This window comes from Paraburkholderia sp. GAS33, from assembly GCF_050436645.1.
GTDB lineage: Bacteria > Pseudomonadota > Gammaproteobacteria > Burkholderiales > Burkholderiaceae > Paraburkholderia > Paraburkholderia phenazinium_B.
In genome coordinates this window covers 1-21,753 of the sequence record NZ_JBNDMP010000020.1, presented here as the reverse complement: position 1 = coordinate 21,753, position 21,753 = coordinate 1, and the positions used below count along the sequence as shown (strand labels likewise).

Below are 21,753 nucleotides of genomic sequence, written 5' to 3'. Positions count from 1 at the left end.
GCGATGAAAGAGCAGGATCCCAGCGCCGATACGGCATCGATGGCAGAACGGCAGCGCCGTTTTGAAGAGGATCTCATCGACGCGTACGACGAAGAGCTCGAGATGGAGGTAGACGACCGCATCGGCGACGGCGAAGCGGGCTTCTCACCCGAGCATCGCGAGGCGCGTAAGCACTACTTCCGCGAGCTGTTCCGTCTGCAAGGGGAGCTGGTCAAACTGCAGGACTGGATCGTCGCGACGGGGCACCGTCTGGTAGTGATTTTCGAGGGACGCGATGCGGCAGGCAAGGGTGGCGCGATCAAGCGCATCACGCAGCGCCTGAACCCGCGCGTGTGCCGGGTTGCGGCACTACCGGCGCCGAACAATCGCGAGCGCACGCAGTGGTATTTCCAGCGCTATGCAACCCATCTGCCGGCTGGCGGCGAGATGGTGCTGTTTGACCGCAGCTGGTACAACCGGGCGGGCGTCGAGCGCGTGATGAACTTCTGTACCGACGAAGAGTACGAGGAGTTTTTCCGCTCGGTGCCGGAGTTCGAGAAGATGCTGGTGCGCAGCGGCGTGCAGATTATCAAGTACTGGTTTTCGATCACCGACGAAGAGCAGGAAATCCGCTTTCAGACCCGCATCCACGATCCGCTCAAGCAGTGGAAGCTGAGCCCGATGGACCTGGAAAGCCGCCGCCGCTGGGAGGCTTATACGCACGCGAAGGAAGTGATGCTGCAGCGTTCGCATATTCCCGAAGCGCCGTGGTGGGTCGTGCAGGCCGTCGACAAGAAGCGCGCGCGTCTGAACTGCATTCACCATTTGCTGAGCCAGGTGCCGTACCACGAGATCGAGCATCCGACGATCAACCTGCCGGAGCGTGTGCATAACAGCGAGTACATCCGGCAACCGGTGCCGGCCAATATGATCGTGCCTGAACTGTATTGAGTTTGAGTGGATCGATGTGACAAAAAAAGCGCGGCTTGTGAGCCGCGCTTTTTTATGGCTGACGGGATGGGCGGCCTGTCGTGCCGCCACAACCCCGTCCGCTGAGGCTTCAGAACACGTGCAGGAACACCCAATACAAGCCTGCTGCCAGCGCGATCGAAACTGGCAGCGTCAGCACCCATGCCAACAGCAGGCTGCGCACGGTGCTCCATTGCAGGCCGGAACCGTTGGCTGCCATCGTGCCGGCCACGCCTGACGACAGCACGTGGGTCGTCGACACCGGCAGACCGTAGACGTCAGCCGCTCCAATCGTCAGCATCGCCACCAGTTCCGCCGACGCGCCTTGCCCGTAGGTCAGATGCTGCTTGCCGATTTTTTCGCCGACCGTCACGACAATGCGCTTCCAGCCCACCATCGTCCCCAGGCCGAGCGCGATCGCTACTGCGACCTTGACCCAGGTCGGGATAAATTTGGTGGCGCGATCGATCTGCTTCTTGAAGTTGTCGATCACCTTGTCGTCGTCTGCGGCAAAGTCGGGCTGCTTGGCCTTGTCCATCAGGCGAACCGCTTCGGAGACGACGTACATGTTGTTGCGCACGTTGTCGACGACATCCTGCGGCACCGCTGCCATCGAGCCGGACGTGCCAACCTGCTGGCCAATCTGCGTGGTCAGCTGCTGGAGCGCAGGCAGCGTCTCCGGCGTCAATTTATGCGTCTGCACATACGCTTCGACGTCGGCGCGCGGATGGGCCGACGGCGGTGCGCCATTGGTGTATTTGCCGAACGTCGCGGCGGCCTGTTGCGACACGGCGACGAAGGTTTGCGTTTCCGCAGGCGTCACGGCCTTGTTCAAGGCGTAGGCGGTCGGCACCGTACCGATCAGGATCAGCATGATGAGGCCCATGCCTTTCTGGCCGTCATTCGAACCGTGCGCGAACGAGACGCCCGTGCAGGTCAGGATGAGCAGGCAGCGAATCCAGAACGGCGGCGGCTCGTTGCCCTTCGGTTCGGCATACAGGGCCGGCACACGTACGACCGCTTTCAGGACCATCAGCAGCAATCCCGACAGCAGGAAACCGACGATAGGCGAGAACACAAGCGACTTGCCGACGCCCAACGCCTGGTTCCAGTCCACGCCGCTCGTGCCGCTGGAGCCGTGCATCAGCTGGTTCATCAGGCCGACGCCGATGATCGATCCCACCAGCGTGTGCGAGCTCGATGAGGGCAAGCCGAAGAACCACGTCCCGAGGTTCCAGATGATCGCCGCGATCAGCAGTGCGAACACCATCGCGAAACCCGCGCTGCTGCCGACCTGCAGGATCAGTTCGACGGGCAGAAGCTGCAGCACGCCGAAGGCGACTGCGCCGGTCGATGTCAGGACGCCGAGGAAATTCCACGTGCCCGACCAGATCACCGCGAAATTCGGCGCAAGCGAATGGGTGTAGATGACGGTGGCGACGGCGTTCGCGGTATCGTGAAAGCCGTTGACGAACTCAAAACCGAGCGCGATCAGCAACGCGACGCCAAGCAACAGGTAAGGCAGAAAGCTGAGCGATTGAACCGACTGCAGATCGCTGACCAGATGGGCGGCACAGTACACCGCACCAATCGCGATCACGATCAGGAAAATGATCATACCAATGTTGCGGTTTCGGCCGCCCGTGGCAGGCGTTTGCGGGTAAGACAGTTCCGGCATGGCGTTGCCCCAAAAAGTAGTCGCGTCAACGTTTCATGCTGGTTTACGAATATGTCGTGTTTATGACAGAGATGTGTCTTTCGGACCCTTTGAAAGCAACGAAAGGGCGTAAGCCTTACCTGGTAAGGCGGCCCCATCGGAAAATCGCATACGGAATTCAACTACTATTTCGATTCGCGACATAAATTCTGGCACCTGGCGGACCTGCAAGCGTGCCTTTTCAAATCAATTCGTCATACGAAGTAATTTGTCTGTCCATTGAACGGTTGAATCTTGCGTGCGGTGGCCGGCATCTCTTCGCACTCGTGAGCGGCGAAAGGACCAGCGTGGCGAGCGCGTAAAATGTCACTCCGCTTTGCCGCATCCGATCAGAGACGCCCTTGAAACGAAAAATGCCCGCGCTCAATGCGCTCAAAGCCTTTGAAGTGGCCGGCCGCACCGGCAGCTTCACACGTGCCGCCGAACTGTTGAATGTCACGCAGAGCGCGGTTAGCCGGCAAGTGCGTCAACTGGAAGAGCAACTCGGGGAATCCCTGCTGCAACGGCGCCATCACCATCTTGAGCTGTCGGCGGCGGGGCGCCTGCTGCTGCAAGCGCTGCAGCAATCGTTCGACAAGATCGAACTGACCGTGCGTAGCATTCAGGAAAAGACCCACCTTAACCGTTTGCGTATCAATGCGCCGCCCACCTTTACCAGCCGCTGGCTGATGCCGCGTCTGGGACGCCTGCGCGACGAACATCCGGAGCTGGAACTGAGTCTGTCGACGCGCGTCGAGGACAAGCTTGCCGAATCGGGCGTGCTCGATTGTGCCATCCGTTTCGGTGACGGTGAATGGGAGGGCTTCGACAATCGCTTGCTGATGAGCGAGCGGCATATCGCGGTTTGCTCGCCGGCGCTGCTCGCGCGGCATGCGGGACAACAGGGCATCGACCTGAATCAGTTCACGTTGCTGCACGTGCTGGCGAGCGACGAGCAGCGCTATCTGACCTGGCAGCACTGGCTAAAAGCAGCGGGAATTGTCGGCGTCGATACGACCGGTGGCTACGAATTCGATCTGCTCGACCTGGCGATTCGCGCGGCCGTCGACGGTCTTGGCATCACGATCGCCGACCGCCATATGATCGCGCGCGAACTCGCAAACGGCGAACTCGTGCAGGTGCTGAACGTGCACGTCGATGGCCACCAGTCGTACTGGCTGGTGACACGCCCCGAGCAGGACGACTTACCGCAACTGGCCTTGTTTCGCGACTGGCTGCAACAGGAAATGTGGTCTACCGCACGCAATCAGGAGCCGTCGGCATCGTCGCCGGACCGGCTGGCCAGCGGACATTGAGCCGCGATGTGACAACGGCGATCTTTGATGGGCAGCGTCGCCCACGCCGCTTTAGCGGGCTTTAGCCGCCTTGGCTGCCCTGTTCGCTTTGGTCGCCCATGCGTGGTGGCTACCCACCACGCATAAGATTGGGCCAACGGCTTAGGCCTGCGAACAATGCGCTCTCCATAAAATCGCGCTAACCGACACCTTGCAAGTCGTCCGAGCGGGTTGATTAAGCTCCTGTAAGTTAAGCATTGCGCTTAAAAGCTCGCGTTCTGCGGTGTTCTGCACGTTCAGCCCAAGGCGCCCGCCCTGGATTCGCGCGAATCTCTATACACTGGCTCCGCGGGGACGAATCGCAAGATCGTCTTGAAGAACAAGGTAAGGCCGCGCGTCGGGGAACGGCAGGAAGTTCCGTGCGAGCCTACGCCAACAAGAAGAACTGAGAGCAAGCGTATGGGGCAGTCAAGCGAAGAAGCAGCAGGAGAATCGCCGGGATTTCCGGGTGCAACACGTCGGCAAAGAGTGAGCGCAACACTGCGCGCCACGCTGCTTGCGTTCGCGGTGACGATGCTCACCTGTATGCTGAGTGGCGCACTCAAAAGCATGGCAGGCGAAATTGCGGCCATCTGGCTTGCGAATGCGCTGTTACTGGGCCAGATGATGGTGGCCGCGCCGGCCCAGCGCTACTGGGTGCTTGCCGGCGGCATAGCAGGCAATATGGCGGCCAATCTGCTTGGCGAGAGCCTTGCGGTATCCCTCTCTTACACGTTTGCCGATACGCTCGAGGTGCTGATTGCCTTTAGCTTTGCGCCACGCGTGACTTCGATCGCCGAACTGCTGCGGCCTAAAGCGCTCGTCAGATTCATCGCCGGCGGCGTGATACTCGCGCCGCTCGTGTCCGGTGTGCTGGCAAGCGTGCTGTTGCGTGGGCAACTGAGCGGCAATCTGCTGCCTGATTTCTCTAACTGGTTCGTTTCGGACGCACTCAGTCTGGCCATCTTTACGCCTGGCGCGCTCGTGCTCTGGAGCGGCGAGGGTGCCCATCTGTTGCGTGGGGAGCGGGGTCTAAAGACCTTGGGACTGCTCCTGCTGGTTTGCGCGGTAACGACCGGCGTCTTTGCTCAAAACCAGTTCCCTTTGCTCTACTGGGCGTTGCTGCCAATCATGTTGCTGGCATTTCAGGCGGATCTCGCTAGCGTCATGGTCGGCCTGATGCTGTGTCTTGCCATTGCGGTGGCGTTCACCATGCACGGCATTGGACCGCTCTGGATGTATCCGTATGCGAACATGGAAGCGCGCATCTTTTCGCTGCAACTGTTTTTGCTGGCTGCGTTAGGCATTGCGCTGCCGATCAGCGCGACTCAAGTTTCGCGCAGCCGTCTGGTAGGGCTGTTGCGCGAGGGCGAGCGGCGCTACCGGATCCTTGCGGAGAACGCGACCGACATCGTTATGAGCGTGACGCTCGATGGCCGTCTGACGTATGTTTCGCCGCGAGCTCAAACGGTTATGCGTCGCGATCCTGACGAGCTGATTGGTGAATACTTTCCCGATCTGGTGATTGCCGACGATCGCGACGCGCTGGCTACGGCTATCGAAAAGCTGGCCGCCGGCGCGAGCGAGGTCTCGCAGGTGAGCCGCTTCAGACGACCCGACGGCCAGATCCTGTGGCTCGAAACCTACCTTCGTCCGGTGATCGATCCGTTTTCCGGGCAGCCTGAAACGCTGACGGCGACGGCTCGTGACATCACCGCACGCAAAGCTGCCGAACAGCGTCTTGCCGAAGAACGTCTTGAACTGCAGGGGCTAGCCTATCGCGATGGTTTAACGGGGCTCTTTAACCGCCGGCATTTCGACCGCGAACTGGAGCATCAATGGCGGCACCTCGCGGAGGCCAATGACGCCAGTTTTATGGCAGTCGTGATGATCGATATCGACGCCTATAAGAGTTTTAACGACCACTACGGTCATCAGCGCGGCGACGACTGTCTGCGGACGATCGCGCAGGCGATTGCCCTGTCGGCGCGGCGTCCCTCGGATATCGTGGCCCGCTATGGCGGCGAAGAGTTCGCGCTGGTCCTTAAGGACACCGATCTGCACGGTGCACGGCGGGTCGCCGAGCGTATCCGTCTGGCGGTTGAAGGGCTGCAGGTGCCGCACCTGGCGAGTCCCGCTGGCGTAGTGACCGTGAGCCTGGGTGTCGCAGCACAACAGCCGCGCGAGGGTCGCGACGCGAGTGGTCTGGTGGCGGCAGCAGACCGTGCCTTATACGTTGCCAAACGGCGAGGCCGCAATCAGATCTACGTGTCCGAGAGCGACGACGCAGGTCTCGGTTCGCTTGCCTGATATTTGTCTAAAGAGTTACGTCGGCCAGAACATTCCCAGTGCCGCTAACGCCATCACCGCAGTCGCGATCCATCCCACCCAGCGCAACAGACCGGTCACGATAAACTCGCCCATGATGTCCCGGCGCGCCGACATGAGCATAACCAGCACCATGATGGGTACCGCCGCTAGCCCGTTCACGACGGCGCTCCAGTAAAGCGCGTCGATCGGATCGAAATTGACAAAGGTGAGTATGACGCCGCCGAGAATCGCGATCGCGATCACCGCATAAAACTGCTTGGCGAGGCTAACCTGTAGCGCCAGACTGTTACGCCACTTCATCGTGCCGGCAGCGGCGTAAGCCGCAGATCCCGCCAGCACAGGAAGAGCGAGCAGGCCGGTGCCGATAATGCCGAGGCTGAACAGCAGGAATGCGAATGAACCGGCAATCGGTTTTAAGGCGCTTGCGGCGTCGGCGGAAGTGGTGATCTGGATGTGATGTGCGTGCAAGGTCGTCGCCGCGGCAAGAATGATGAAGAACGCCACGCCATTCGACATCGCCATGCCAATCCACGTATCGAAGGTGATGCGGCTGAGTTGGGACTCTGCCTGCTGCGGCGCGCGCAGCAAGGCCTCTTGCCCCGGTTCGGAGCGAATCTCTTCTACTTCCTGCGAGGCCTGCCAGAAAAACAGATAAGGGCTGATCGTGGTGCCAAGCACGGCAACGACGGTGGTCAGGTAGTGGCCGGAGAACTGAATGTGCGGTTTGACAATGCTTAGGCCAACGGCCTTCCAGTCGACCGGAATGACAAACGCAATCGCAACGTACGCAAGCAATACGAGCGTGAGCCACTTAAGGATGCGGGCATAGCGCTCGTATGGCACAAAGACCTGTAGCAAAAGGGAAAAAGTGCCCAGCAGAACGACGTAAACCGGCACGGGACCGCCGAGCACGAGTTTGGCGGCCGCACCCATTGCCGCGAGGTCGGCGGCGATATTGATCGTATTGGCAATCAGCAGAACCATCACGGCGGCATAAAGGATCTGCGAAGGATAGTGGCGGCGCAGATTGGTGGCGAGTCCGCGGCCGGTAACCCGTCCCATGCGCGCGCTGACCGATTGAATCGCGACCATCAGCGGGAACGTGAGCAGCATGGTCCACAGCAGACCGAAGCCGAATTGTGCGCCGGCCTGCGAGTACGTTGCGATACCGCTCGGGTCGTCGTCGGCCGCGCCCGTCACGAGGCCCGGACCCAGGCGCCTGGTCCACGACCGGCCGGCCTCATCTTCGACCACAAGCTCTGGATCTAATGGTTCAGTGGGCACGTTGGTTCCTTGAAGGTGGCGGCTCGTTCGCAGCTACCCTTTGCTGGACAGCATTATTCGTGCCACGGGTTTGGGCGGACGAATAGGAATGACCTATGATCAGTTCTATTAATGAAACAGTTGAACGCCCGGCAAGCGGATATTTCTTGAGCGATGCAGTGCCGATAAGTGCAATGCCTTGTCTCGTTGTGCGCGAAACCATAGCGCTTTGTTGTGTGCTCATGGCATAGTGCGACCATCGTCCACACGTAAGGAGGCAGTATGGCCACTCTCGAGCAGATTCAAGCGCGTATGAAAAAACTCCAGGCGCAAGCCGAAGCTTTGCTTGCCAAACGCGCGCAAGCGGCCGTCGACCAGATCCGCGAACTGATGATCAAGCACGGCTTGACGACTGCGGATATCGAAGCCCGTGCCAAGGCGAGGCGTGAAGCTAAAGCAGCGGGGCGCCGTCTTTCCAATGGCGTTGCGAAGACTGCCGCCGGCGCCAAGGGCAAGCTCCCACCGAAGTATCGTGATCCTAAAACCGGCGCAACGTGGAGCGGTCACGCACGGCCGCCCGCCTGGATCAAGGACGTGAAGGACCGTACCCGTTTCCTCATTGACGGCGCAGCTGAGATCGCATTGAACGGCAGCGGCGCTAGCAAAGCGACGACTGCGGCAAAGAAGGTATCGGCGAAAAAAGCGGCCGCAAAGAAAGCGCCCGGCAAGCGAGCCGCCGCGAAGAAGACCGTAGCTAAGAAAGCCGTGACCGCGAAAGCCCCGGCGAAAAAATCCGCCGCGAAGAAGAAAGCAAGCGTGAAAAAGCCGGTGGCAAAGAAAGCGTCACGGGGTCGGCCGGCAGCTAAAAAGGCTGCGTCGAGCGCGGTCGCTGCGTAACAACGTCTGTTGATACGTTCAACAGTTCATGCCTGAAAACGACATTGGCCCGCCAAGGCGGGCCAATGTCCTGCGGGAACGCGAGTTCCGGCTGCTTACAGCGGCGTGATGTTAGCCGCTTGCTTGCCCTTCGGGCCTTGCTTCACTTCGAAGCTGACCTTCTGGTTTTCCTGCAGCGATTTGAAGCCACTTCCCTGGACTTCAGAAAAATGCGCGAACAGGTCTTCGCCGCCGCCGTCCGGCGTAATGAAACCAAAGCCCTTTGCATCGTTAAACCACTTCACTGTACCTGTTGCCATTTTCCTGAGTTTTCCAAAAAAGACGTGTTGTGTTGGCGTCGTGCCGCCACGGTTGACGGAGCGCGACGCGTCTTTGTACCACAGTAAAATGACAATCCACAACCAGGGAGGCTACGGTTTACCGGAACTTTCTCGCCTTGGCGCGACACCGCGCAGCGTGACGGCCTCTGTCTCCGAGCGCAAACTCTCCACCCGTGCTGCCAGGGCGGCCGCGCTGGCCCGTGAAGGAAACGGGTCGAAGGCGTAGCCACGGCGTGCCCAGGAATCGAGCCCGCCCTTGAGCGCGCGAATCCGCGTAAACCCTTTACGGCGCATATGCAACCTGATGCGCATGGCTGTGTCCTCGTCCTGACACACGCAATACACCACGCGGTGCTTTCCCGGTAAAGCCTCTTCGATGTCGGCCGCCGAAGTCGCGTCGAGCCGCCGGGCGCCCGGAATGCGATGGGTATCGTCCTGCACCGCGGACGCCGGCCGTGCGTCCAGAATGATCGGCGGCGACTCCGAATGCAGGGTTGCCTCAAACTGTTCCTGGGTAATCCGAACCTGCTTGAGCCAGCGTCTAAAGCGCCAGCGCTGGATGCAGCGAAGCACGAAGTAGAGGAGCGACGCCGCCAGCACCAGATCGATCACTGTGGTCCCATGTGCCCTGACTGCGAGCACGAACGGACCCAGCTGCTTCTGGAACAGGGCGCCGCCGAGCAGCCAGAACGTTGCCCATATCACAGCGCCTAGCAGATCCCATGCGGCGAATATCTTTGGGTCGACACGCGTTGTTCCCATCAACGGCGGGGTGGCGAGGGCAAGACCCGGAATGAATTTGGACACCGACACAATCGGCGCGCCAAAGCGCTCAAACAGGGAACGCGTAGTCCGCACGCGTGCACCAGCAGACATCGATAGCCGCGAGAGCGCGTTAATCAGCCGCTGGCCATACAGGCGTCCCGCCGTGAACCAGATACCATCGCCGAGCAACGCACCGAGCACCGCTGCCGGCAATACGTACCAGAACGACAGGGCACCGCTTGCGATCGCGGTACCGGCGAAGAGCAGGACGGGCACCGCAGGCAGAGGCACGCCGAGACGGGTCAGAAACACGTTTAGAAAGACGACCGCGCCACCCCACGTCGAAATCTCCGATTGCGGAAACTCTATCAATTGCGCGGCTCCTGAAGTCACGGCTGAGGGCGCAGCAGCAGCGTCGCTGCATCCGCGTTCGTGGAATGTTGTAGGCGCAAGCCGGATGCCCGGGCAGGCGTCAACACGCTTTTATTTTACGTTTGAATCGATCAGCGTCACGCGCACGCCTTCGCATCCGGCGTCGCTGGAGACTTCAAGTTCGCGCCATGGACCTTTCGGTCCTTCGACGGCGATCAGCGGATCGATTTGCCGGTCGGGGCGTAGCACATTGAACGGCCACGATGGGCGCCGCAACCGCTCATGGACCAGCGAGCCTAGCCAGATCTGCGCGGAGGGTCCACCGCTTTTGCGTTGCACGGCATACGTGGTGGGCCAGAAGCGTAAGACGTCGCGTTCGTCGCGCGCTTCGCGGGCACGGGTAAAGACGAGTGTCGAGGGCTCGCCGTTGTTGAGCTTTGGCAAAACGGGTAACGCGGTCGCCTCGGGGTCGGGAGCCACCAGCGAGAGGATGGAGCGCGCCGAAAGTTGCGTGCCTTCCATCCAGCCGCGGTCGGCCAGTTGCGATTCGATCTGCTCGCGGTTGGCCGACCACTGCACGGTGATCGGCTCGCGCCGGTCGCCTGTCATGTCAGAGCGGTAGCAGGCAAAGGTTTTCCAGAGCGTGTCGGTCCATTGCGCTTCGGTGACGACCTCGAGAGGAGGGTGCTGTTCGCTGGGCGGTGCGGTGCTCAAACGGTGAAGTCCTATCTGGGGTGCCGCGCTGGCGCAGATCACGAGCAACATCACAGCGGGCATAAACTCGCGCGGAGTGGGCATGTCAGGGTTGCGCCACACGGCGGTCAATGCGACGACGGCGACCCAGATCGCCGCGAACGCCGCCCCGCCCACCGCATCGGAAAACGCGAAGCGCCCGACGTAGAGCCCTGCGAATGCTACTGCCACGACGATCGCTGCGCTGACCGTCGTCACGAGGATCCCTTGGATTTTGCCGACGCGACGTGACAGCAGGAAGGCGAGAAAACCGTAGACGATCGCGCTTGCCGCCACGTGATTGCTAGGGAAGGCATACGCTTCGAAGCCGGTGGAAACGGGCGACACCTGCCGCACCGTCAACTGGATGGCGAAGATCAGCAATTGCGAAAAGGCGACTGCCGCCAACCAGTAGGCGACGGCGAGCCAACGCCGTTCGTATGTCATCCAGACGATAACGGTCGCCACAACGGCGCCCAGCGTAGGGAGGCTGCCTAGCGTGGCGAGGCCTGATATTAGCGAGTCGGCCCAGGGAGAATGGATCGATTGCAGGAATCGATACACCGACATGTCGATCTGAACCAGCGGGGCGCCATTGGACACGCCTTGAAACACGCCGAAGAATATCCCAGCGAACAACAGCACCAGTACGGAGATGATGGCGACGATACCCATCGCCGGCCTCTGGGGGTCCAGCACCTGCACCAGAAAAGTTGCTGCACGTCCGTTGTGACAACGGGCCCATGCGACCAGCTCGCGACGCGATGCGTTGGCCCATGCCCGCGCGCGCAAGACGATGTGGCGCATGGCCTGAAAGCTCAACCACCCGATGGCGGCGAGAATTGCGATGACGGCCACCAGACGAAACGAGACGGCGCCGGCTAGTTGCAGGGATGCGCCGAACACGACCCCCGGCAGAATATGCGCAGGTGCCCACAATACGGCAGACAGTGCGTTCATCGCGTAGAAGCGCGTTGGGCTCATTCCCAGCATGCCTGCGACGACTGGCACGATGGCGCGCACCGGTGCGATGAAACGGGCAAACACCACGCTGCGTGCGCCGTGCTGCGTGAAATACTGGTGGCCGGTCTGCAGGATCTGCGGATGCGTGCGGAACGGCCAGAGTTGGACGAGGGTATTGCGGTAGCGGTGGCCGATCCAATAACTAAGACCGTCGCCGGCGATGGCGCCGACGAACGCGCAGGCGAACAGCCAGCCGAGGTTGAGCGCACCTGTGCCGACTAGCGCTCCGGCCAGAAACATGGCCGTGCTACCGGGGACGAAGGTGCCGATGACCGCGACCGACTCCAGAAACGCCGCCAGGAACACCACCGCCAACGTCCATCCCGCGTGGCCGCCGAGCAGGTGCAACAGGTGAACATACGCTTGCTCCATCTACCTCTCCGGCGGTCCAGCACTATGACGAATGATTGCGAACGGGAAAACGTGTCATATCAGAATATAACCTCAGCAGATGTCATGCCGCACCGAAGCATGCGGTCGACAAACAATGTGACGGCCTTGGACTGCGGGAGTGTGCGCTGGCGGGACGTTCCGTTGACGTCTTGCGAACTTGACCTATAACGGAGGTGCGGTGCGGGCATTCTCTGCGTCTGGGACCGGCATCCACCACTTCAGACGCCCGTTTGTTGCACTGCATTGTCGCTTCCGGCAATGAGGAGGGCGACAGGCGTCGTTAGTCGGGTAGCGGGCCACGGTGACATGCTGCGAGCCCGCTTGAGGATGCAAGGAGTGTCGAGATGAAAACACTTATCGTGTTGCCGTTGGCTGGCGCAGGGCTGCTGCTGGCGGCCAGCGTAGCAAACGGGCAGGAGATTCGCCCGGACATGCAGGCGCGAGGGCGCGCGATCCTGGAGCAGAACGCGAACGAGACCGCGCAAGATGCGACAGACATGCCCTATAGCGAAACGGGGCAGCCCGGCACGCCGCAGGCGCGCGCTATAACTAACTCATCATATGGAGGCAGTGTGGATTCCAACGGACAGTCGGGCGGCCCGCGATGCGTCGCCGGCCCGCAATGCAACATTTTCCGCGGCCGATGACGTCCAGACCTGCCCTAGCCGAACGAAGAAATCGTCAGCCGGCAGCGGTGCTTATTAATATGGATAACTGATAAATAATTTTCTTATCTATGTTTCATATGTCCAGACGTGTTGACACTAAATCATTCTTCATCTTGGCGAAACGGCGTTTACGTGCTGGGAAGATTAACTTTGTCCTGCAGGTCCTTGTTTAGCAGGCCAACGTAAGAACGTCCTTCTCGCGTTAGGCCTGCTCAATGGCTCTAACCCTGGAGGGCACAAATGAAACACTTCGAAAAGGCAATAGCGGCAGCGGTTTTGCTGACCGTCAGCGCGGCTAGCTGGGCATCCCCCGGACTGACACCGCAGCAATGCAACGACTATCCGTTCACGCGCCTCAAAACCGAGGTGACGCATAAGCAATTGATGAACGAGTTATCGGAGCTTGAAGCGGTCGGCTATGACCCGAGCGCTAACGACAACTACTATCCGTCCGATCTCATGGCCGCCCAGAAGAAGCTGAACGCGGAATATCGACGGGACTGCACGGCTTCGAACGGTGTGGCGACCGCGCAATACTCGGCGACGCCATAGCGACCCGCAGCGCATGACCGTGTCCGGCAATAGCCGGGAAGCTTGTTTTGACCGATGTTGTCGCAGTCGTACGACACTTGCGCGCCTAAAACGAGCCATTTTTTTCAAAAAAGGAAACTCGAGACCGCTCCACCAAAGGCGATGGAGCGGCTGCCTTTCGTACTTGCGTTTGTTGAAAGTCTGACTTTCTTTAGTGCCGTCTCGTCAAGAAAAGTGGCTACTTAAACTTTGCTTGCACTTTCATGTTGCTGCCGCAACCAGCAGTGACAGCGCCGCAGAGCGCAGAAGGGCAAAGGAAAAAACAGACTCTCTCACCTCACTCATCAGGTACAAGGCAAATGAAGAAACCATGTTTGGCCGGATTGTTGTCCGCACTTGCGCTGTGTAATGTCGCGCATGCTCAAAGCAGTGTCACGCTTTATGGCCTCATCGATGAGGGTTTCGATTTCACCACCAACGCCGCCGGCAACCGTGGCTACCAGATGGTGAGCGGCGACACGGCCGGGAGCCGCTTTGGCCTGAAAGGCAGCGAAGACCTTGGCGGCGGCCTGAGCGCAATCTTTCGTTTGGAAAACGGCTTCAATACCAACACCGGCACGATGGGGCAAGGCGGTCTGCTGTTCGGACGTCAGGCTTACGTTGGCTTGTCGTCGGCGCAGTACGGAACCATCACGATGGGCCGTCAATACGATCCGACCGTCGATATGTGGAGTGCTCTCACGGCGGCCGGCAATTGGGAGGGCGACCTTGGTTCGCACCCGTACGACAACGACAACGCGGACTGGGATTACCGTATCCAGAACTCGGTCAAGTATGTGTCGCCCACGGTTGCGGGCTTCACCGGCGAGGCCTTGTACGGCTTTAGCAACGAGGCGGGCGGGTTCGCCGACAATCGCGTGTACAGCGCAGCGGTCCAGTACCAGATGGGCCCGGTCACTGCAGTTGCCGCTTATATGAAGACCGACAACGGCGGTGCGACTGCCGGTGGCGCGGCGCCGAGCGCGACAGTGGTGTTCACTGCAAGCTCGCAGCAAAACATCGATGCGGCCTTTTCGTACAAGTTCGCCGACAAGGCGATTGTCTCGCTGGCCTATTCGCACGTGGATATCTACAATCCGACCTCCAACGCATACTTCGTTACGCAACCGGCTCCCGGAACACAAAACTCATGGAAGTTCGACAATATCGAACTCAACGGCCAGTACTTCTTTGCGCATGACTTCTGGCTGGGCGCAGCCTATACGTTTACGCGCGCGCACGTTTCAACGGTGACGGGCAGTTCGGATCCGAACTGGAACCAGCTATCGCTGATGCTCGACTACGATCTGAGTGCACGCACTTCGGTTTACGTGCAGGGGGCGTACCAGCATGCTGATGGCAAGACTGGCCAGGACTTTGATTATGCGAACATTCTCGGATCGCCGAGCGAGTCGTCGAGCGGCAACCAGATGGTGTATCGCATCGCGATGACGCATCGCTTCTAAGACGTCTCACCTTAGCTTCAGCATAAAAGGCACACGCCGGATTCCGGCGTGTGCCTTTTTCATTGTTGCGGCATTTGGTGCTTAGGTGGCCTTCGACGCAATCTCCCGTGAGTCATTTGATGGCCTGCAGTTGGCTCAATGTAAAGAATTTGCATTGATGTTTCATGCAATGTGTACAAACGTGACGGGTTTTTCATCTTCGTGCGGCCTGGTATTTATTCGTGCGGAGCTATGATGCCAGGACTGTAACCAGTATGACCATGTCCTGGTGGCGCGCAACAGGAGATTGGCAGGGCTTTGTCTGGCGACGCGCTTCGCATGGACGCTGATGCAGGCGAGTCGTGAGAAGCGTAGACGAGACGCCTCATAAATTAAATATAGCAGAATCTGTAAGCTATGGAATCCTGATTGTAATGTTTTTGGCGATGTTGAAGCTTTCGACATCGATAGCAGAAAACGCGCATGACTTTCGGATGTTCACTATGTGGTCTTACGCTCAATCCATTTTCCTTCTGACCGCTAGCGTCGCGAGGATGTCCATCAAGTCCACGCTTTCAACAAATCTACAAGTGAGGGGCCGATGACCGTGTCCACTCTGGATTTTGGCAAAGTACGGGGGAAGGCGATCTCCAGCGATAAACAGGAGACGGCTGCCAGGCGCCGTTCCGGGCAGCGCTGGCATACCACTACATTTAGATGGCTGTCGGCGTACGCAGCGATTTTTACCCTGTGTTTCGTGGCCTTGCTGGGGTTTCTCGAATACTCGGTGGGCGCGGCGATGGAACGCGAAGCCGATAGTGGGATTCGCTGGCAGATGCGTTACTTCGATTCGAAGTCCGACGATCAGCTTGCCTCCGTCATCAACCAAAGGCTCGAGCGCGAAATCCGGCACACCAATTACTACGGCGTATTCGCTCCGGACGGTCATCGGATCGCGGGGGACATTGCCACGATGCCACCCGGGCTGAAGCTCGACAAAGCGGGCGAATCCCATAGCACCAGTATGGGACGCACGATCGAACTGCCGGATAACGCGTCGATGCCCACGGTGCGTGTGATAGGGGAACTCCGCGACAACGGCGTCAAGCTCGTCATAGGACGCAACCTGTCCGACGTGCAGCATGTGCGGGAAGAACTGACCAAAGTGCTGATCGGCGGCGGCGTGCTATGTCTCGGACTCAGTCTTGCCACCGGCCTGTTGCTGAGCCTGCGTCAGATGCGCCGTGTGGCGGACATGCGGCGCGTGACTACCCGCATCGCCAACGGGGATCTCGCGCAACGTTTGCCGACCGGCGGTCGTGACGAACTGGACATGCTGTGTCACCTCGTCAATCACATGCTCGATGAAGTCGAGCGCCTCATGAACGAAGTCAAAGGCGCATGCGATGGCATTGCGCACGATCTGCGTACGCCGTTGGTGCGTTTGCGTCTGCAGTTGGCCAACCTCGCCGAGCGGGTCCGGGCCACGGGCGACAGCGCGGCCGACTCGCTGCTCGCTAACGCGCGCGTCGAGGCCGACTCGATTCTCGAACGTTTCGGGGCGATGCTACGTATTTCGGAGATCGGAGCGCTGCAACGGCGCAGCGGCTTCGACGTGATTTCGTTGCAAACGCTGGTCGACGAGCTGTGCGAGCTCTATGAACCGCTTGCCGAAGAGAAGTCGATCACTCTGAAGTCCAGCACGGCAGCTGTCGGACCATTGCATGCTGACCGCGCCTTGTTGTTCGAGGCATTCAGTAACCTGCTCGACAATGCGATCAAATTCGCGCCCAACGGTGGCGAGGTGAGCGTCGATCTCTGGTCGAGCCAGTCGGGGCCGCAACTCGTGATTGCCGATAACGGTCCCGGTATTCCCGTGAGCGAGCGTAACGCAGTGCTAAACCGCTTTTACCGTGTCGAGCAGACACGTCACGTACCGGGAACCGGTCTTGGACTTGGCATCGTTTCGGCAATCATCCGGCTGCATGACTTCGAGCTGCGCATTGGTGGTGAAGACCGGGGAACGACAATCACAATCGATTGCTGGCCACACAACTTGCAGTAGGTCATAACGATAGATGAGAATCCTGCTGGTTTCTTCCTCCGAAGCGGAGACGGTTTACCTACATAAGGCATTCAGGGAAAGCGCGCATAGCGTCCAGGCAGCGGACAATCTCCGCTATGCGCTCTATCTTGCCTCGCATGAGGAATTCGATGCGATTGTCATTTCCGCTGTAGGCGTCACGCTGATGACCTCGCTCTTCGACGCGCTACCCGAACTGGCGCGGCTGCCACGTGCGCCGGCCGTGATCGTCGCGCTTGCCAGCGGCAGTTCGCAAGATCGTGCCCGGGTGCTGCGCGCGGGCGCCGACGCCTGTTTCGTGCAACCGTATTCGTTTCTGGAGATGCAGGAGCGCATGCTGGCGCTTCATCGGGCATCGGTGGCGCGCTCGGCTCAACCGTCGGCCACGCTAATCCAGCTAAGACTGGATCCACTCACGCGCGATCTTGTCGAAGACGGCAAACGCGTGCTGATGACCAAACGCGAGTATCTGCTGATTGAATGTCTGCTGCGTCAGGTGAATGCGCCGGTCGCGAGAGATCAGCTGATCCGCTATGCATGGCCGGACAAGGAGGATGTCGATCCTTCCAGCGTCAACCTGGTGGTGTCGCGTCTGAGGCGCAAGCTGGAACTGAACGAGTTTAGAGCGAGGGTCGAGACGATTAGCCGCTACGGCTATCAGTTGGCTTCGCGTTGAACATTAAACGGTAACGCCGCGTGGACAGGAGAAGGAGCGGCCAGCCTGGCGCCGCACGGAGCGGGTATCAAAAGGATAACTGAACATCTCGGAGAACTAAGGTGGCCGGATTGACCTGTTCGCGTTACGTGGGTCTGCCCACTGAAGCGGGCCGGTCATCCGGCGCGTATTGCTCAATGATGGGCATATACGGTGCGGTCCAGATATGCGAGTTGCCCGTCCTGCTCGGCTGTGACGAGTCTCTGATACACCTGTGCGCGGGTTCGTCCCGCAACCGGTTGACCATAAGGTGCGACCCACTGGCCGGCTTGATCAGGCGTTGCTGCTGCGGTGGTGAAGCTGGAGTCGCTCGATGCCGCATGCGGATCGTTTGCTCCCGTGTTGGTCTGGGCAAATGCGCTGCTGCTTGCGGCGAGGCCGATGAGCGCTGCCAGCATGAGGGTTTTCATGGCGGATTCCTTGTTAAGAAAGTGCAAAACCGGATGAAGCCGGGTTGCATCGCGGGATGCCAGCCGGTGCACGCCGGCATCCCGCGACGCGCTTACGGATGGGCGTAGACGACCGTGTTCAGGTAGTTCAGCTGACCGTCTTTTTCGGCTTGCACGAGTTCGCCGTACACCTGGGCACGGGTCTTCGGTGCAATCGCCTGGGACGGCGGAACCCACGTTCCGGCGTCTTGCGGCGCGGCGTTCGACATCGCCACGGTGCTCGGGGCGTTGTTGGATGTAGCGGCAGTGGCGGGGTTGCTTTGGGCAAAGGCCGAGCTGGTTGCGAGAATACCCAGCAGAGCTGCGATCTTGATGGCTTTCATGACTGCTCCTCTATGAGGAAGAGATGGTTTAGGTCCGGGCTGTACCGCACAACGCAATGTGCGTCTCGGTAAGAAGCAGAATAGAGCGGTGGGCCTATCGCAACGCGAGCATGAAAGTGAAGAGATTTTTAATCGGCAGCTATGTTTAGCCGAGAATGTAACCGGAGCCTCTGACTGTGCGGATTTGCGGGTCTTCTCCCGCAGCGCCGAGCTTCTTGCGCAAACGCCCCACATGAACATCGATCAGATTGGTGCCCGGATCAAAGCGGCAACCCCATACGCCCTCGAAGATCATCGTGCGCGTGAGCACCTGGCCCGAATGGCGCATCATGTATTCGAGCAGTTTGAGTTCGGTTGGCTGGAGGTCGAGCACTTCACCGTGATGACTGGCCCTATGCTTGAGCAGGTCGAATTTCAGTTCGCTCACCTGAAGGCTGGTTTCAGCCGTGCGCTGCGGGGTTTTGCGCCGCAGAAGCACCTCGGCGCGAGCGGCCATTTCCTCGCGCGCGAACGGCTTGGTCAAATAGTCGTCGCCACCTGCCCTTAAGCCCCTGACGCGTTCGTCGACATTCGACATGGAACTGACGAGCAGTACGGGCGTATCGATGCCTACGTCGCGCATGGTCGTGAGAATCGTCAAGCCATCGAGGTCAGGGAGCGTGCGATCCAGTGTGACGAGATCGTAGGGGAACGCCATGATTTTGGCGATGCCATCGCGCCCGCAGCGTGCGACGTCGACCTCATAGCCAGACTCCGAGAGCGAGCTCACAATCTCGTGAATCATCAATTCATCGTCTTCCACAGAGAGCACTTTAGGCATGGCTTATCAGTTTACGAAGAAGGAGGCACGAGTCGACCCTGCATTCGCACTGCTGACAATGCGTGCATGGAGGACCATCGGACAGATCACAGGGTCATCATCGCCGACGGCTGGTAACCTGGCGTCGCCACATGGATTAAGTGTTTTTAATGGTTTTGCAACGGAGCCGGGCGCGACGTGTGGCGTTATGCAGTGGCTCGCTACAGGCGGGAGCCGCCATGGCTTGAAGGTGTTTCGAGCCGAAATGAATGCGCGCGAGGCGTGGGCTCGGATTTAATTTGTGTCAGACTAGCTTGCTACCGGTTCTGCGGCCGCCAGCCTGCATGGCCTGCCGTCGAGGTTTCAGTCACGACACCACCGCGCGCGACATCACACACGCGCGTTTGGGCTCGCACGCAATCTGGACGGGCGGCGACGCAACACATTCCGGCTCCATTCATTATTCACTCGGTTTTTCATGCGCTCCAAGTTCCTCAAATGGTTTTTCATTGTCTGCCTGCTCGGCAGCGGCACGGTCTATTCCGCGTTCATCCTCGTGTTGTTTCCTTTCGCGGGAAGGTCTGGACGCTACTGGCTGGCAGCGCAATGGTGTCGTGCAATGGTTGCATGGATGCGTTGGCTACCCGGCGTGACCTGTTCGGTGGAAGGGCTTGAACATCTTCCGGATGGGCCGTCGATTCTGTTGTGCCGTCACGAATCGACTTGGGAGACGCTGGCATTTCTCGCGCTGTTTCCACGGCGCATCAGTTTCGTCTTCAAGGAAGATCTGTTGCGCATTCCGTTCTTTGGCTGGGTGCTGCGTGGCCTCGATATGGTGAGCCTGAACCGCGGGTCGCCACGTCAGGCTCATCAGGCGGTCACGCAAGAGTGCGCCGAGCGTCTCGCTAAGGGTGATGTCGTGGTGATCTTTCCGGAGGGCACCCGTGTGCCGCACGACGCGCCGCCTCGGCTGACCTCGGGCGGTATCCGTCTGGCATGTGCGACCGGTGCCCCGGTGGTACCTGTGGTGCATAACGCGGGAAAAGTTTGGCCGGCAAAAGGTTGGCCAGACAGGAAAGGGCATATTCGGGTCGTCGTGGGTCCCGAGTTTTCCTCTGTCGAGACTTCGCAACAGGAGTTGAGCCGGGCGGTTCACGACTGGATGAAAACGGCTTTGCTAAAGCTCTGATGGCTCTGCGAAAAATGCGCGGGTACGATTTACCGGACTTTGACATCCGGTCAAGTATTTATTGCCTGTGAACTCACAATAAAGGCGCTTATGGCGGCCTGGGCTGTCACAAAAGCAAATGGCCCGCCGAGGCGGGCCATTTGCAGCAGGGGGGAACGAACGTCCCGGCCTGTTACAGCGGCGTGATGTTTGCCGCTTGCTTACCCTTCGGGCCTTGCTTCACTTCGAAGCTGACCTTCTGGTTTTCTTGCAGCGATTTGAAGCCGCTTCCCTGAACTTCCGAGAAGTGCGCGAACAGATCTTCGCCGCCGCCGTCAGGCGTAATGAAACCAAAACCCTTTGCATCATTGAACCACTTCACAATACCGGTTGCCATTTTTTAATCCATTCAATTTAAATGTCGCGTTCGCGTGTGCCGCGTCTTCGCCCCGCGACCGAACGCGAAGAATGACTTTGTACCACGCTGATATCAAACCTGCCAATCATGATGTTTCTGTAGGTCGCTTAAATCGGACAAATGGCAGTCAGGCGGTGTTGGGAAACTGTAATGTCAGGGTAGGGTAAACTGCGTGCACACTCTCCCGAGGAAATACATGAAACATTACTTGCAGGAAGAGTTGACATCGTTTTGGGGCCGTCTGACCCCTTACTTCGCGCTGCTGGAATCCGCGCAAAGCGACGTTCTGGAGCCGATTGGGCGTGTCACTGTGGACACGGACGAGCGGCAGGCATTTGCGCTACATACCACTGACGCCAAGCCGCAGGGCGATACGTCGGAGCTTCCGACGGGGCAAAGCGCTACCTATACGCGGTTGAAGGGCGACGGAGCGGTGTGGGGGCCGTGGTTCAGGGAAGCGTATTGATCTGGTATCGCGCTCGTGTCACTCGCGGTGCGTGAAGATTTGCGACAATGCTGGTTTGCTTTGGGTGCCTGCGGCGATCCGTACGTGGTCGTGGGCGCTTGCGCTTCCTAACTCACCTCGTTTCGACGTATGAGCAAGTCTGCATTCATTCCCAGTGTTCCAGCGAAGTCCGAGAGTGATTTCGAAGTCTCGGCTTCGACCCGACTCGCCGGGTATCGGCGGTTTTTTGGTGTCTTGAAGGTGGTTCGCAAGACCGATGGGAAGGTGTTGTTTCCATTCGATGGGGCGGGGGAGATTGGGCCTTTTGTTACCAAGGTCGAGGCGTTGGCTGCCGCGCAGGTGCGGGGTGAGGGGATTGTTGCTGGGGATTTGGTTAGGCCGGAGTTGTAGGGGGTTGGGGGTTTTTGCCTGCGGTGCCTTGGGTTGGGTGTTTTCTGGCGGTGTTGGCCTTTCCTTGCATTGCTATCGGTCTATTAGCTTTGCCCCTGTGCGGGGCGGCACTTACTTTCTTTGCCGCCGCAAAGAAAGCAACTGTATTGAAGGTCAAGTGTTTGGGGTTCATTCGATCATGATTT

Annotated in this window: 22 protein-coding genes; 12 read left to right on the top strand and 10 right to left on the bottom strand. The window is 59.3% G+C overall.

The genetic code is table 11. The features are described from left to right. The first annotated feature begins 3 nt into the window (after positions 1 to 3). Positions 4 to 930, top strand: coding sequence for a polyphosphate kinase 2 (gene ppk2 / locus P3T24_RS36115; protein ID WP_074266329.1), 927 nt, complete (start codon positions 4 to 6; stop codon positions 928 to 930). A gap of 109 nt (positions 931 to 1,039) precedes the next feature. Here the strand turns inward: ppk2 and P3T24_RS36110 are convergent, their stop codons facing one another. Beyond that, positions 1,040 to 2,626 carry an inorganic phosphate transporter gene (locus P3T24_RS36110; protein WP_074266328.1) on the bottom strand — a complete coding sequence of 529 codons (1,587 nt, stop codon included), beginning with the start codon at positions 2,624 to 2,626 and terminating at the stop codon, positions 1,040 to 1,042. A 392-nt stretch (positions 2,627 to 3,018) separates the two neighbouring features. Here P3T24_RS36110 and P3T24_RS36105 point away from each other — a divergent pair, with 392 nt between their 5' ends. Further along, a complete protein-coding gene (locus P3T24_RS36105) occupies positions 3,019 to 3,960 on the top strand; it encodes a LysR substrate-binding domain-containing protein (protein ID WP_429441614.1) in 942 nt (313 codons plus the stop codon). A gap of 507 nt (positions 3,961 to 4,467) precedes the next feature. Then, positions 4,468 to 6,288 carry a diguanylate cyclase domain-containing protein gene (locus P3T24_RS36100; protein ID WP_429441556.1) on the top strand — a complete coding sequence of 607 codons (1,821 nt, stop codon included), beginning with the start codon at positions 4,468 to 4,470 and terminating at the stop codon, positions 6,286 to 6,288. Positions 6,289 to 6,303: 15 nt separating this feature from the next. Here the strand turns inward: P3T24_RS36100 and P3T24_RS36095 are convergent, their stop codons facing one another. Next, the gene (locus P3T24_RS36095) at positions 6,304 to 7,593 is read right to left on the bottom strand and encodes an Nramp family divalent metal transporter (protein ID WP_429441554.1); all 1,290 of its coding nucleotides are present in this window, start codon (positions 7,591 to 7,593) and stop codon (positions 6,304 to 6,306) included. Positions 7,594 to 7,854: 261 nt separating this feature from the next. On the opposite strand from P3T24_RS36095, the gene P3T24_RS36090 reads away from it, so the two are divergent. Continuing rightward, positions 7,855 to 8,469 carry an H-NS family nucleoid-associated regulatory protein gene (locus P3T24_RS36090; RefSeq protein WP_429286105.1) on the top strand — a complete coding sequence of 205 codons (615 nt, stop codon included), beginning with the start codon at positions 7,855 to 7,857 and terminating at the stop codon, positions 8,467 to 8,469. Between the two features lie 95 nt (positions 8,470 to 8,564). On the opposite strand, the gene P3T24_RS36085 is transcribed toward P3T24_RS36090, so the two are convergent. From P3T24_RS36085 to P3T24_RS36075, 3 genes are all read right to left on the bottom strand, one after another. Next, positions 8,565 to 8,768, bottom strand: coding sequence for a cold-shock protein (locus tag P3T24_RS36085; protein WP_074266324.1), 204 nt, complete (start codon positions 8,766 to 8,768; stop codon positions 8,565 to 8,567). Positions 8,769 to 8,879: 111 nt separating this feature from the next. Then, a complete protein-coding gene (locus P3T24_RS36080; protein ID WP_429441552.1) occupies positions 8,880 to 9,926 on the bottom strand; it encodes a VTT domain-containing protein in 1,047 nt (348 codons plus the stop codon). Between the two features lie 111 nt (positions 9,927 to 10,037). Next, positions 10,038 to 12,053 carry a VTT domain-containing protein gene (locus P3T24_RS36075; protein ID WP_429441550.1) on the bottom strand — a complete coding sequence of 672 codons (2,016 nt, stop codon included), beginning with the start codon at positions 12,051 to 12,053 and terminating at the stop codon, positions 10,038 to 10,040. A gap of 365 nt (positions 12,054 to 12,418) precedes the next feature. Between P3T24_RS36075 and P3T24_RS36070 the strand changes: the two genes are divergently transcribed. From P3T24_RS36070 to P3T24_RS36050, 5 genes are all read left to right on the top strand, one after another. Continuing rightward, on the top strand, positions 12,419 to 12,721 hold the full coding sequence (locus P3T24_RS36070) for a hypothetical protein (RefSeq protein ID WP_429441548.1): 303 nt from the start codon (positions 12,419 to 12,421) through the stop codon (positions 12,719 to 12,721). Positions 12,722 to 12,982: 261 nt separating this feature from the next. Next, on the top strand, positions 12,983 to 13,294 hold the full coding sequence (locus P3T24_RS36065) for a DUF4148 domain-containing protein (RefSeq protein WP_429408452.1): 312 nt from the start codon (positions 12,983 to 12,985) through the stop codon (positions 13,292 to 13,294). 338 nt (positions 13,295 to 13,632) lie between these two features. Further along, positions 13,633 to 14,778 carry a porin gene (locus P3T24_RS36060; protein ID WP_429441546.1) on the top strand — a complete coding sequence of 382 codons (1,146 nt, stop codon included), beginning with the start codon at positions 13,633 to 13,635 and terminating at the stop codon, positions 14,776 to 14,778. Between the two features lie 580 nt (positions 14,779 to 15,358). Beyond that, positions 15,359 to 16,822, top strand: coding sequence for a sensor histidine kinase (locus P3T24_RS36055; protein ID WP_429441544.1), 1,464 nt, complete (start codon positions 15,359 to 15,361; stop codon positions 16,820 to 16,822). Positions 16,823 to 16,835: 13 nt separating this feature from the next. Continuing rightward, positions 16,836 to 17,516: a response regulator transcription factor gene (locus P3T24_RS36050; RefSeq protein ID WP_429286100.1), complete on the top strand. Its 681-nt coding sequence runs from the start codon at positions 16,836 to 16,838 to the stop codon at positions 17,514 to 17,516. A 173-nt stretch (positions 17,517 to 17,689) separates the two neighbouring features. On the opposite strand, the gene P3T24_RS36045 is transcribed toward P3T24_RS36050, so the two are convergent. From P3T24_RS36045 to P3T24_RS36035, 3 genes are all read right to left on the bottom strand, one after another. Then, positions 17,690 to 17,965, bottom strand: a complete 276-nt coding sequence (locus P3T24_RS36045; protein ID WP_429286099.1) for a DUF4148 domain-containing protein — start codon at positions 17,963 to 17,965, stop codon at positions 17,690 to 17,692. Positions 17,966 to 18,057: 92 nt separating this feature from the next. Continuing rightward, entirely contained in the window at positions 18,058 to 18,327 is a 270-nt protein-coding gene (locus P3T24_RS36040; RefSeq protein WP_074266316.1) for a DUF4148 domain-containing protein, read from the bottom strand. Positions 18,328 to 18,472: 145 nt separating this feature from the next. Then, positions 18,473 to 19,147, bottom strand: a complete 675-nt coding sequence (locus P3T24_RS36035) for a response regulator transcription factor (protein ID WP_429286098.1) — start codon at positions 19,145 to 19,147, stop codon at positions 18,473 to 18,475. Positions 19,148 to 19,604: 457 nt separating this feature from the next. Between P3T24_RS36035 and P3T24_RS36030 the strand changes: the two genes are divergently transcribed. Next, the gene (locus tag P3T24_RS36030; RefSeq protein WP_074266314.1) at positions 19,605 to 20,315 is read left to right on the top strand and encodes a lysophospholipid acyltransferase family protein; all 711 of its coding nucleotides are present in this window, start codon (positions 19,605 to 19,607) and stop codon (positions 20,313 to 20,315) included. Positions 20,316 to 20,487: 172 nt separating this feature from the next. On the opposite strand, the gene P3T24_RS36025 is transcribed toward P3T24_RS36030, so the two are convergent. Continuing rightward, positions 20,488 to 20,691 carry a cold-shock protein gene (locus P3T24_RS36025; protein ID WP_074266313.1) on the bottom strand — a complete coding sequence of 68 codons (204 nt, stop codon included), beginning with the start codon at positions 20,689 to 20,691 and terminating at the stop codon, positions 20,488 to 20,490. Between the two features lie 217 nt (positions 20,692 to 20,908). On the opposite strand from P3T24_RS36025, the gene P3T24_RS36020 reads away from it, so the two are divergent. Both P3T24_RS36020 and P3T24_RS36015 read left to right on the top strand, forming a co-directional pair. Beyond that, entirely contained in the window at positions 20,909 to 21,178 is a 270-nt protein-coding gene (locus P3T24_RS36020) for a hypothetical protein (RefSeq protein WP_074266312.1), read from the top strand. A gap of 129 nt (positions 21,179 to 21,307) precedes the next feature. After that, the gene (locus P3T24_RS36015; protein WP_074266311.1) at positions 21,308 to 21,568 is read left to right on the top strand and encodes a DUF6723 family protein; all 261 of its coding nucleotides are present in this window, start codon (positions 21,308 to 21,310) and stop codon (positions 21,566 to 21,568) included. Here the strand turns inward: P3T24_RS36015 and P3T24_RS36010 are convergent. Then, on the bottom strand, positions 21,552 to 21,753 hold a 202-nt coding region (locus tag P3T24_RS36010; RefSeq protein WP_429441542.1), incomplete at its 5' end, for a hypothetical protein. The two genes, P3T24_RS36015 and P3T24_RS36010, sit on opposite strands and share 17 nt — an antisense overlap.

What these genes read in the sequence shown, in the direction of transcription:
- ppk2 (WP_074266329.1), top strand. Translation starts at nt 4, where the DNA reads ATGAAAGAGCAGGATCCCAGCGCCGATACGGCATCGATGGCAGAACGG.
- P3T24_RS36110 (WP_074266328.1), bottom strand. Translation starts at nt 2,626, where the DNA reads ATGCCGGAACTGTCTTACCCGCAAACGCCTGCCACGGGCGGCCGAAAC.
- P3T24_RS36105 (WP_429441614.1), top strand. Translation starts at nt 3,019, where the DNA reads ATGCCCGCGCTCAATGCGCTCAAAGCCTTTGAAGTGGCCGGCCGCACC.
- P3T24_RS36090 (WP_429286105.1), top strand. Translation starts at nt 7,855, where the DNA reads ATGGCCACTCTCGAGCAGATTCAAGCGCGTATGAAAAAACTCCAGGCG.
- P3T24_RS36085 (WP_074266324.1), bottom strand. Translation starts at nt 8,768, where the DNA reads ATGGCAACAGGTACAGTGAAGTGGTTTAACGATGCAAAGGGCTTTGGT.
- P3T24_RS36075 (WP_429441550.1), bottom strand. Translation starts at nt 12,053, where the DNA reads ATGGAGCAAGCGTATGTTCACCTGTTGCACCTGCTCGGCGGCCACGCG.
- P3T24_RS36070 (WP_429441548.1), top strand. Translation starts at nt 12,419, where the DNA reads ATGAAAACACTTATCGTGTTGCCGTTGGCTGGCGCAGGGCTGCTGCTG.
- P3T24_RS36065 (WP_429408452.1), top strand. Translation starts at nt 12,983, where the DNA reads ATGAAACACTTCGAAAAGGCAATAGCGGCAGCGGTTTTGCTGACCGTC.
- P3T24_RS36060 (WP_429441546.1), top strand. Translation starts at nt 13,633, where the DNA reads ATGAAGAAACCATGTTTGGCCGGATTGTTGTCCGCACTTGCGCTGTGT.
- P3T24_RS36055 (WP_429441544.1), top strand. Translation starts at nt 15,359, where the DNA reads ATGACCGTGTCCACTCTGGATTTTGGCAAAGTACGGGGGAAGGCGATC.
- P3T24_RS36050 (WP_429286100.1), top strand. Translation starts at nt 16,836, where the DNA reads ATGAGAATCCTGCTGGTTTCTTCCTCCGAAGCGGAGACGGTTTACCTA.
- P3T24_RS36045 (WP_429286099.1), bottom strand. Translation starts at nt 17,965, where the DNA reads ATGAAAACCCTCATGCTGGCAGCGCTCATCGGCCTCGCCGCAAGCAGC.
- P3T24_RS36040 (WP_074266316.1), bottom strand. Translation starts at nt 18,327, where the DNA reads ATGAAAGCCATCAAGATCGCAGCTCTGCTGGGTATTCTCGCAACCAGC.
- P3T24_RS36035 (WP_429286098.1), bottom strand. Translation starts at nt 19,147, where the DNA reads ATGCCTAAAGTGCTCTCTGTGGAAGACGATGAATTGATGATTCACGAG.
- P3T24_RS36030 (WP_074266314.1), top strand. Translation starts at nt 19,605, where the DNA reads ATGCGCTCCAAGTTCCTCAAATGGTTTTTCATTGTCTGCCTGCTCGGC.
- P3T24_RS36025 (WP_074266313.1), bottom strand. Translation starts at nt 20,691, where the DNA reads ATGGCAACCGGTATTGTGAAGTGGTTCAATGATGCAAAGGGTTTTGGT.
- P3T24_RS36020 (WP_074266312.1), top strand. Translation starts at nt 20,909, where the DNA reads ATGAAACATTACTTGCAGGAAGAGTTGACATCGTTTTGGGGCCGTCTG.
- P3T24_RS36015 (WP_074266311.1), top strand. Translation starts at nt 21,308, where the DNA reads ATGAGCAAGTCTGCATTCATTCCCAGTGTTCCAGCGAAGTCCGAGAGT.